Annotated in this window: 7 protein-coding genes; 3 read left to right on the forward strand and 4 right to left on the reverse strand. The window is 61.1% G+C overall.

Annotation, left to right across the window (positions count from 1 at the left end; translation table 11 throughout):
* Positions 1-66 precede the first annotated feature (66 nt).
* Complete coding sequence (malQ, locus tag DDD64_RS06185) at positions 67-2223, reverse strand: 4-alpha-glucanotransferase (RefSeq protein ID WP_126135529.1); 2157 nt, start codon at positions 2221-2223, stop codon at positions 67-69.
* A gap of 210 nt (positions 2224-2433) precedes the next feature.
* Positions 2434-3786 carry an MFS transporter gene (locus tag DDD64_RS06190; RefSeq protein ID WP_126135530.1) on the reverse strand — a complete coding sequence of 451 codons (1353 nt, stop codon included), beginning with the start codon at positions 3784-3786 and terminating at the stop codon, positions 2434-2436.
* 218 nt (positions 3787-4004) lie between these two features.
* Here DDD64_RS06190 and DDD64_RS06195 point away from each other — a divergent pair, with 218 nt between their 5' ends.
* Complete coding sequence (locus tag DDD64_RS06195) at positions 4005-5663, forward strand: SulP family inorganic anion transporter (RefSeq protein ID WP_126135531.1); 1659 nt, start codon at positions 4005-4007, stop codon at positions 5661-5663.
* Between the two features lie 171 nt (positions 5664-5834).
* Here DDD64_RS06195 and DDD64_RS06200 read toward each other — a convergent pair whose 3' ends face one another.
* Entirely contained in the window at positions 5835-7124 is a 1290-nt protein-coding gene (locus DDD64_RS06200) for an MFS transporter (protein ID WP_241227484.1), read from the reverse strand.
* 92 nt (positions 7125-7216) lie between these two features.
* Here DDD64_RS06200 and DDD64_RS06205 point away from each other — a divergent pair, with 92 nt between their 5' ends.
* Entirely contained in the window at positions 7217-7915 is a 699-nt protein-coding gene (locus tag DDD64_RS06205) for a TetR/AcrR family transcriptional regulator (protein WP_126135532.1), read from the forward strand.
* Here DDD64_RS06205 and DDD64_RS06210 read toward each other — a convergent pair.
* Complete coding sequence (locus DDD64_RS06210) at positions 7912-9003, reverse strand: LPXTG cell wall anchor domain-containing protein (protein WP_126135533.1); 1092 nt, start codon at positions 9001-9003, stop codon at positions 7912-7914. The genes DDD64_RS06205 and DDD64_RS06210 overlap by 4 nt on opposite strands.
* Positions 9004-9397: 394 nt before the next feature.
* On the opposite strand from DDD64_RS06210, the gene DDD64_RS08935 reads away from it, so the two are divergent.
* Positions 9398-10396 carry a type IIL restriction-modification enzyme MmeI gene (locus DDD64_RS08935; protein ID WP_206435399.1) on the forward strand — a complete coding sequence of 333 codons (999 nt, stop codon included), beginning with the start codon at positions 9398-9400 and terminating at the stop codon, positions 10394-10396.
* Positions 10397-10506 lie beyond the last annotated feature (110 nt).

Below are 10506 nucleotides of genomic sequence, written 5' to 3' on the forward strand. Positions count from 1 at the left end.
ACGGGCCTAGCTGCGTCGTCGTACCTTTAAAGCCAGTCGCACGACCGCTTGTTCTAGCGAGCCACCTTAGCCGCGCGGGTGGCAGCGCTCATACTCGGCCGTATACGCGGCGATAAGGGAGCGCAGCCGGGGGTGCTCGCCCAGGTCCTCGGTGAGCACCACATTTTCGGTACCGTCCGCCAGCGGAATCTTCCAATTCGGGTACTCGGTATCCGTCCCGGGCTGGTTTTGGGTGCGCCGCTCGCCCACCGCATCCACCAGCGCAATGGCCTGCAGCTGGGCGGGGGTGCGGGCAATATAGCAGTGCATCGCCTCAATGAGCTCACGCTCGGTAGGATCACCATTCTCCAGCAGGCCGCAACCGCACAGGGTCTCGATAAGCACCTGGCGCTCGCGGCGGGCTTCTTCGCGCACCTGCTCCACCGGCTCCACCAAGATATTCAGGGAGGCGCGCAGATCCACGTGTTCGCCGGCCAGGTAACCGGCCAGCGGAGGCAGGTCGTGAGTATCCACCGTGACCAGGGAGGCGCTGCGGTAATGTTCGGGGGCGCGGAAGGATTCCCCTTCCTTTTCGAAAAGCATCACGGAGGTGCCGAAAATCCCGCGTTCGGTGAGGAAATCACGCACCCAGGGTTCCACGTTGCCTAAGTCTTCCCCGATGAGGAAGGTTCCCGAACGCACCGCTTCCAGCATAAGCACCCCGATGAGCGCTTCGTGGTTGTAGTAGACGTAGGTGCCATCCACCGGCTTATTGCCCGCCGGAATCCACCACAAACGGAAGAATCCCATCACGTGGTCGATGCGCAGCGCGCCGGCATGGCGCATAACGGTGCGGGCCATATCGCGCACCGGGGCGTAATGCTGGCGATCCAGCTCCACCGGGTTGAAGGGCGGCGGGGACCAGTCTTGGCCGAGCTGGTTGTACATATCGGGCGGGGAACCCACGCTCACGCCACTCGCGAAGGCATCCGGGTTGGCCCAGGCGTCCGCACCGCAGGCCTGCACCCCTACCGCGAGGTCGTGCACCACTCCGATGCCCATACCGGCATCGCGCGCCACCTTCTGGGCGGCCTCCAGCTGCTGGTCCATCACCCACTGGCACCAGCAGTAGAAATCGATACGTTCGCTCAGCTCAGCGCGTTCGCGGCGCGCCGCCAGGGTATCGGGGCGCTCGCACGCGGCGGGGAAATGCTTGCCGTAGCGTTCATACATGGCGCACCAGAAAGCGAAATCTTCCAGGCCCTGCCCTTCGGCGGCGCGGAAGGCATCGAAATCGGCCTGGCGGGCGTGGCTGCGCGGCTCGCGGTAAATCACTTCGAGGGCGCTGCGCTTGGCTTCCCAGCAGGCGCTGCGGTCCAGCAGCGTATTGTGCAGCGAGGATTCCTTGGGGGCTTGCCCCGCCCACGTGACCATGGAGCGCTTGCCGGAGTCCATATAGGCCACTTCGCGGATATCCTCCGGGCGGATGTAGAGGGGGTTGAAGAAGCGGCGCGACGTCGGCAAATACGGCGAGTTGGTGAGCTGCCCGCACGGTTCGGCGGCGTGCAGCGGGTTAATGAGCACGAATTGCGCCCCCAGCCCGCCGAAAAGCGAACCGAGTTCGGCCAGATCCGCGGTGTCTCCCGTCCCCCAGGATTCACGCGAACGCACCGAGTAGAGCTGGCTCATCACGCCCCAGCCGGCCACACCTTTGTCGGCCGGTGCGGGCAGGCGCGCGGGCACCACGATAAGTGCCCCGCTGTGCCAGGTGGCGGCCTCCTCCCCCGCGGCCGGCGGGGTCACCTTGGCGCGCACCGTATGGTAGCCGAGCGGAAGATTGCCCGGGATCACGAAGGCGGCGCGGCCGATCATGGCGCCGTCGATGAGGCGCGGCAGTTCAAAATCTTCGGCCTGGACGGCGGGAAGTTCCCCGCCGTCTTCCAGTTCGTAGGTGAGGGTAACGGCGGCACCGTGCGGCACGTGCACACGGATGATCTGCTCATTTCCTTCGCGCACCACCGTGGTGGCGGGCAGCACGTGGCGCCATTCGCGGCTATCTACCGTGTCCAGCGCCGCCTGCGCCGCTTCCGGAGTGGAGGTGTCAATCCCCATGGCCGCGAGCACCGCGACGAGCGTATCGGCATCCACCGTCACGTATTCGCCCGCGAAACTCCAATAGTGCGTTGCCACTCCATATGCATCAGCGATGCGGTTGAGCATATCTTGCGGTGGTGAACCCGCCATGGTTCCCTCCTTGTGTCTCCCCGTGTGTCCCCGGTTGCTCGCCTCCGGTGGCGAGCCCGGTTACTAGAATATCTGCTCTCTTGCCTTTGCGTGGAATCTGGCGCCGTGGCGGGAATGGTGCGACGACGGCGCCAGCTGGCGCCCCTCCCCTGAGCCGCGCACGGACTCGCCATCGCGGTATTTTTCGGGTGTGAAAATTCGGGCCCCGCCTCACGCTGTTCGCGCAGGGTAGGTACGCCGGAGGTAACCGAATGAGATGAAGATAGCCACCGCGATGAGCAGCCATGTTAGTGCGTAGGGCAGCGCGAATACCCCCTGGCGAGCCGTGAAGGCCGTGGCGACGATGGAGGTGGTGAGCGGTATGAACATGGTGGAGGCGAGGGATTCTACGATCACCGCTGAGCTTGCCATCGTCTCGATGGTGATGCCGTCGGGGACGTCGGGGTCGTCAAAGAAAATATTGAGGGTGTCCAGGTACGCGATGCCCATTCCGATCCCGGCAATGGTCCATACGGTGCAGAACACCACGGTGGGTGATGCGAGTTGCCACCCGGAGAAAATCCATACCGTGAAGAAGAGCGCCGCGAGCGCGATGCAACCGAGTCCGCTCAGCACGCGGAGTCGATATCCGCGCCGGGTGGTGGCCGGTTTGATGCCGCAGAACACGCCCACGATGGCCCATCCGAGACCGCCACCCATGATGATGACGCCCAGCGCATCCGGGCCGGCCCGGTAGAGGTCATGCGCCGTGAGGGAGACGAGTTCATTTCCCGCAAAATACCCTCCGGTGAGGAAAAGCATGCCGGCAAGGGCGGCGCGGCGGGGTGTTGCGCGCGTGAAGGTGCCCTGCGGCATGAGGAGCACGGCCACGCAGCCGAGCACCGCTACCCCTGTCACCATCAGGATGATCTTGAGAGCACCCGCCGCGGGGAGCACCGTTATTCCCACCCCCACGATGATGAGGAGGAGCGCCGTAAAGGAGAAGGGTGATTTTTTACGTTCCCCTTCGGTTGTGAGATTGAGGGCGATAACGAAGCGGGCTACCAGCAGGAGTGGGAGGTAGAGCAGCATGGCCCAGCGCCAGGACAGCAGGTGTGTCACCCACGCCGCGTAAGCGGGGCCTAGCACGGAGGACACCACCCAGCTGGCGGAGGAAAAAGCTAGGGTGAGCCGCCGGGCGCGCCCGGAAAGCCCGAGCGCCACCGCCCCGATGGAGGTCATCGCCAGGGTGGAGCCGGCCAGGCCCCGGATCACCGCCCCGCCAAGGTAGACCGAGATATGCGGTGCTGCCGCACTGGTGCAGGCTCCCACCACCAGGAATACCGTGGCTCCCATGAGGAGGCGCGGTAGCCGAATCCGATTCATGAGCGCCGCCCCGATGGGTAGTCCCGCCATGGAGGACATTGCCGATACCCCCATGATGACGCCGTAGAGGTGTTGCGCGTGCAGATCCTTCGCCAGGATCGGCAAAATCAGCTGATTGAGGTAGGTCTGCATTCCCCCGATAAGTTCGAGGACGATCACGGCAATGGCAATAACAAGCCCGGCGCTTCGCTTTTTCATGGCCTTACTTTAACGGCGTGAAGCGCAAAAAGATACGGGAAGCCGCATCACAATACCGTCTCAAAATATGGACAACTATGCTAAGGTAGCTTCGTTCGACCACACGCATCTTGACGCCCACCCGTGCACCATCGCACTATTTGAGCGCCAAAATCTCCACATATGCGCGATACGGCCTGTTCAGATGCTGAGATTATGAAAGGTTTCTGAAGGTTTCCGTGCCCGCTATTGTTACACACCTGCGTTCCCTCCTGCCCTGCGCCGCTGACCTGCGCGCCGCGAAAAAATACTGGCGTCAAGATATTGCCGCCGGCATCACCGTGGGGATCGTGGCCCTCCCCCTCGCTTTGGCTTTCGCTATTTCCAGTGGACTCAGCGCGGAGGCCGGCCTTATCACCGCGATTGTGGCGGGGATTATCGCCGCGGTTTTCGGTGGTTCCAACTATCAGATTTCCGGACCCACCGGCGCCATGGCGGTGATCCTTGCCCCCATCGTTACCGCGCACGGCGCGCGGGTGGTGCCGCTCCTGTGCCTCATGGCGGGGCTCATGATTCTGCTGGCAGGGGTGCTGGGTTTGGGCCGCGCCGTCTCCCTCATCCCCTGGCCGGTGATCGAGGGTTTCACGGTGGGGATTGCCGCTATCCTTTTCTTCCAACAGGTGCCCAATATTATCGGCGTGGAGGCACGGGCGGGCTTGAGCACCCTACCAGCGGCTTTCGAAGCACTCACCCGAATAACTCCGGCAACGGCGCTCACTACGGGGCTGCTCTGCCTGACCGCCGTCATCATTATTGCGGTGTGCGCGAAGATCTCAAAGAAGCTGCCCGGCGCCCTTATCGCGGTACTGGCGGTGAGTATCATCGCCTGGGCTGCCGACCTCACGGTGCCGTCCATCGGCACCATCCCCGCTGCTCTCCCCGCCCCAGTTGTCCCCGAAATATCCGTGGACCTGCTCAGCGCGCTGGCGCCGGGCGCCCTGGCCGTGGCAGCGCTGGCGGGTATTGAGTCGCTGATCTCCGCGCGGATCGCGGCGGGGATGGTGCGCGGCGGCAGTTATTCGCCGGATCGGGAACTGGTGGGCCAGGGTCTGGCTTCGGTGGGCTGTGGTCTTTTCGGTGGGATGCCGGCGACGGGCGCCATTGTCCGCACCGCTGTGAATGTGCGCTCGGGTGGGCGTTCGCGCCTGGCCGCGATTATTCATTCGGCGGTGCTTCTCGGGGTGGTGTACGTGGCTTCCGCGGCTGTCGCGGTTATTCCACTTTCGGTTCTTGCTGGTGTGCTGGTGGTGACCTGCTACCGCATGATTAATCCCGATACGGTGCGGCAGGTGCTGCGTTCCAACCGCGCGGATGCTACGGTTTTCGTTCTGACGGCGATTATTACGGTGGGCCTGGATATTATTTGGGCGATCACCGTGGGAATTATTATTTCCGGCATTTTGGTGTTGCGGCGCATGGCCAACCGTTCTGGTATTTTCCGTGAAGATCTCCCCTCGGATCCAAAAATCGCTATTTTGCGCATTGACGGCACCATGTTCTTCGGTGTGGGCGACCGCATCGAGCGTGAAATTCCGCGCCTGGCGGGAGTGGATGTGGTGATTTTGCGGCTTTCCCGGGTGGGGATCGTGGACGCAACCGGAGTGCGCGCTCTGGCGCAGGTGGTGGATCGCCTGGTCGATGCCGGAAATACCGTGCTGGTCAAGGGCTTGCCCACGCAGGTACAGGAGATGGCCCAGCGCATGGAGCTGGGCCAACTCAGCATCGACGATTATCTTTTCGCGGATATGGAGAGCGCCCTGGCGCAGGCTCGCCAGATCGTGGCCGCGAACGGCAGCGCTGATCCAAGCGGCCGTTTCCGCGCGGTGGAGGAAATATAGGTCCCCATCAGCTACCGGTCACTCCCAATTTCTGGTACCGTTTCCGGCGACAGGACTCCCCGCACCTCTCGTAGAAGTGTCCCAGGGGAGACGTTTTTTCTCACCACCTCACGAACCTCACCCCGCTTTTCCGCGCGGTTACGGAATAGGTACGACGCCGCCGCCTACCCCCTACTGCCTAAACGAGGGATGCACCGCACTCATGAGAATGCCCAGTGCCAGCAGCACCACACAGACCACAATCGGCAGCCACGGTGCGATGCCGTAAAGCGCCGTGGAGCCAACGGGGGCCAGCACGTAGGCCATCCCGTTATTGGCGTTGATGAGCCCGGCCATGCCGCCCTGTTCATGTGGCTCCATCTTCAGGGTGGGTGCGGTGTTATAGCCCGGCATCGCTAAGCCGGAACCAAAGCCCGCCAGAACGCAGGCCACTACGAAGACCCACAGGTGCGTCGGGTAGAGCAGCAGCGCCACCGCCACGAAGAAAATCACGAGGCCGCGGCGGAAGAGCTGCACCGCGCTCCAGCCGAGCCGCGGCGCCACCCCGGCCTGGGCGATAATCATGACCACTCCCATAATGGACATGCACAAGGCCGTGAACCCGGCGGTAGCCGCAGCCTCCAGTCCCAAGGTATCTTGGAGCAGGAAGCCGAATACGGTGGTCAGGGTGGAAAATACCGTGAACATGAGGAAACCGCAGGCCAGGAAGGCAAATGCCCGCGGGTCAAAATAGCTAACTTTGGCGGGTTTCTCCACTCGCTTTTCACCCCGGGTGGGTGTGAAGGTGAGGAGCAGCACCGCAATTCCCGCCAAGATCATGAGTGGCATAACCACGAGTGGCAGCATGAATCCGCCGAGGGCCGCCAGGCTCCCGCCCACCAGCGCGCCAAGAATGGTGGCGAAGCCTTGTGCGGCACCGAGCATACCCACACCCTTGACTCGCTGCGCCTCACTGTGGGTATGGGTGATGATGTAGGTCTGTGCGGCTGGTGTAATGGCGGCGATGGATCCGCCGTAGAGGAGCCCGCGGGTAAACACCACCCCGATCACCAAGGCACTTCCAGCAAGCGCACCTTGCAGCCCGAACCAAGCCACCACCGCGAAGGCTGCCAGCGCCGTAGCCGCACCCAGCATGCCCGTCATCAAGATGGGACGGGTGCCGCGCCGTAGGGATACTCGCCCCCAGGTGGTTGAACTGAGCGAGAGCACGATGGCAGCCAGGGAGATCGTCGCTCCGATATGCCATTCCTGCAAACCGATTTCCCGCGAGAGCGGAGCGATAATCGGGTTGAGAATCATCTGCCCCATATAGGCCAGCAATACAGCCAAAAATAGCGGGAATAGACCCGGTATCTGGTTCTTTTTCGATGCAGATTGAGATGTTGATCCGCGCCCCGTTTCCGGCTTTAGCTCAGATTCTGATTCCCATGCCGAGTGCGGGTGAGCATTCGCTTCGGTCATAGCAGTTCCCTTTCAGACGTTATGAGTGAACTGCACACACACTAGAACACCGTTCTAGTAGTGTCAATGCCGGGTGGCGATATGCTGGATATATGCACGCTACATCCGCGAACACCGGCAGGCGCGTCGGTCTGAACCAGGATAAAATTCGCCAGGTCGCTCAGTCCCTGACCCGCGAACGCGGCATAGAAAACTGGTCAATTCGCGATTTAGCGCTTGAGCTCAAGGTCTCACCCTCGGTGATTTACCACTACTTCGCGAATCGGGACGCCATTATTGATGCAGTCATCGCGCAGCTCATTGGCTCCATCGCTCTGCCCGAAAAAAGCCTGGAGTGGAAAGCGTGGTTTATGGCGCTGGCTACTAACGCCCGGCCCGTGCTGCTGGAGCATCCAGGGGTGACCGAGCGGATGATGCATGGTAATTTCAGCGCGGAGATGCTGCCGCTACTTGAGGCTTCTTTCGAAAAACTGCACGAGGCCGGTTTCCATCACCACGCCCCGCAGGCCTACTCAATGATTATCAATACGATTTTATGGGCGATTACGGCGAGGAATTTGCGCAGCCCTACCCGCCGGGAGCAACGCCACGACCTGGGCCGTATGGTAGCCCAGGCCCAGCCCCTGGCCGCAGGCTCGGCCGCGCTCACCGATATGCTTGATAACTACCTGCTGCCCCTCACCGATCCTCAGAACGAGAACCAGATGAGCCAGGAGTACTTCACCATCATGGTGGAAGCACTCCTGGTCGGCCTGGAAGAAACGCTACTCCCCCGCGAAAGCAGCAACTAGCACCAGCGGCGCCGGGCCCCTAGTATTCCACCCGTGCCAAGTACTACAAGAAGGGCTGCGAGGAAGGCGGACTGGGAGCCATGCGTGGCCCCGGTTGCAGGCAGATTCCGAGCCGGCGTTCCACTCGCGTGCGGCGTTGGGGTGACCGTGGGCGTCGGAGTGGGTGTAGACGTCTCACTCGGCTCCGACGTAGGGATTTCACTCGGCTCCGGCGTAGCACTCGGCGGCGCGCTCGGTGTAGGCGAGGGAGAAGGAGTCTCCGTTACGGAAGGCGTCGGAGAAGGCTCCGGATCCTCCGGCTCGTCCTCTTCTTCGACTTCGGGGATATCAGGGGTTTCTTTTGGTGGGTTTGGAAAGACGGCTGCTTGAGTCGGGCACAGATCTTTCTGCTCCAGCGTGAATTTTGCGACTACGTCACTACCGTCCGGTCCTTCTGCGAGAACTTTAACCGTTTGCCCCGCTTTGGCTTCAGGCGCAGGAATATCCACATCCAGTCTCCCAGAGGTGTCCGAGTGCTCAAGAAGTGTCGCATCCGCCAAAGTCACGCGATAATCCGGAATGCGGCTCGTGATGCGCGGAGTAAACTGCGCGATGTGCTTCCACGAACCCCACCTAGTTTCCCGGCCAAGAATATCTACAGTTACCGGAGTATCGTCCGGCTTCGGTGCGCGAGTAATATCCGTATCACCCGCGCAATCAAAACGGTGGATTGAGCCAAGCGAAACCTTCGGATTACCCTCATTATCTCTGGGCGTGAGACTAGCCGGCACCCATGTGCAGTTATAGCTGTCATTGACGCGCACCTTCAAAAACGGCATAGCAAAATGAGGCGGCCTCCTCTCGCCCGTGAGGCGGACCTTGAGAGAAAGGGAATGGCGATATTTCACGTACGTTTCCCTCACTGATATCTGCGGCTCGCCCGCCACGCATTGCGAGCTAATGGAAAATTTCGAGGACTTTTCGATGTAGCCGCTACCTTGCTCCGTCTCCACCTCTATGCCGACCGCGTGCGCGGCCCCGATTCCAAAACCACACACTCCACCAGCTACAACGAGCGTGGTGGCTATTCGTTGCAAGATCTTCTTCATGGCGATTTGTCGGGGAAACTAGCCCAAGAATCACCCCCCCCCCCCGCAAAGAAGGCGACTCAGAGGATTACATCCTTTTTCTACACTATTGAGAAAGCAATTCTCAATATATTTCTAAATACCTACACATGTGAACTTATTGACAACGCGCGGGAAACACCAGAAAACTCCAGATAAACGCCCGATCACTTGCCCCGCTTACGTTTACCATCTACGTCACATGCCCAGCCAACGCCACCCGCCGGTGAAAAACTGAACAAGCCGGCCGCAAAAGATGAACCAGTCCGATTGAGGGTCCGGACCGCCTCGCGATCCTAGGGCCACCACCTAAAATAGACCCATACCGCCCCGGCCCGCATTCTCGTGCCCGGGCCCGCCGTGAAAGGAGCCGCGCGTGGCACTGACCCTATCCACCATCGAGGAAAGCGTGCGCGCACTGGCCGGCCAGCCCAGCTACACTCGCGATTTCTTCTTTGACCTGCTGCGCGCCTACGGTATCTCAAAATCTTCTATCGCCCGCCTGCGCTCCACCACCGCCAGCTCCATCAACGTCGCGGCAAATCCGGAACGCGAGGTCGTGTGGAAAAACAAGCTCTATATCAGCGAAACCACTGGTGACCTCGCTGCCGTGGCCCTTGAACTCAAAACCAGCGAGACCGCGATCCGCTACAACACCCGTTTCGTCATCGCCACCGATTACACCGGCCTCGCCGCGTTCGACACGAAAACGGGCGATTCCCTCATCACGCCGCTCGCGCAGATCGATAAAAACGTCACGTTCTTCCTGCCGTGGGCCAATATGGAACGCCTCGATTTCACCTCGGATACCAAAGCGGACCGCCGCGCCGCCGAACACATGAGCAAGCTCTACGACGACCTCCTCGAGGCCAGCCCGGATATGCTCATCGACACCGCTTCCCGCCACGGCCTCAATATTTTCTTCACCCGTCTCCTCTTCTGTTTCTTCGCGGAGGACACCGGCATTTTCGCGCGCGGCCAGTTCACCAGCGCAATCGGCTCCTACACTCAGCGCGACGGCTCGGATACCGCGGAATTCTTGCGCACCCTTTTCCGCGCACTGGACACCCCCAGTCCCGCCGACAAACCCGTTTATTTGCAGGACTTCCCGTACGTCAACGGTCGCCTTTTCCGTATTAATAACGACGACGCCTCGCTGGCTGTCCCCCACTTCACCATGGCGGCCCGGGATTCCCTCTTGCGGCTCGGCACCTTGGATTGGTCGGAAATCAACCCGGATATTTTCGGCTCCATGTTCCAGGGTGTGGTCGATAAGCAGCAGCGCGCTAACCTGGGTCAGCACTACACCTCGGTGCCCAATATCTTCAAAACCATCCGCCCGCTCTTCCTGGATGAACTAGTGTACCGTCCGTGAAATAGCTTACTGGTGATGGTATTATTGATCCATGTCGCACCCCGCTAAACCACTCGCCTTGAGTGACGAGGAACGAAGCACCCTGGAAAAGATCTACAACTCACCATCAC

Source organism: Actinotignum sanguinis (assembly GCF_003957255.1).
Lineage (GTDB): Bacteria > Actinomycetota > Actinomycetes > Actinomycetales > Actinomycetaceae > Actinotignum > Actinotignum sanguinis.

What these genes read in the sequence shown, in the direction of transcription:
- DDD64_RS06210 (WP_126135533.1), bottom strand. Translation starts at nt 9,003, where the DNA reads ATGAAGAAGATCTTGCAACGAATAGCCACCACGCTCGTTGTAGCTGGT.
- DDD64_RS06190 (WP_126135530.1), bottom strand. Translation starts at nt 3,786, where the DNA reads ATGAAAAAGCGAAGCGCCGGGCTTGTTATTGCCATTGCCGTGATCGTC.
- DDD64_RS06200 (WP_241227484.1), bottom strand. Translation starts at nt 7,124, where the DNA reads ATGACCGAAGCGAATGCTCACCCGCACTCGGCATGGGAATCAGAATCT.
- DDD64_RS06205 (WP_126135532.1), top strand. Translation starts at nt 7,217, where the DNA reads ATGCACGCTACATCCGCGAACACCGGCAGGCGCGTCGGTCTGAACCAG.
- malQ (WP_126135529.1), bottom strand. Translation starts at nt 2,223, where the DNA reads ATGGCGGGTTCACCACCGCAAGATATGCTCAACCGCATCGCTGATGCA.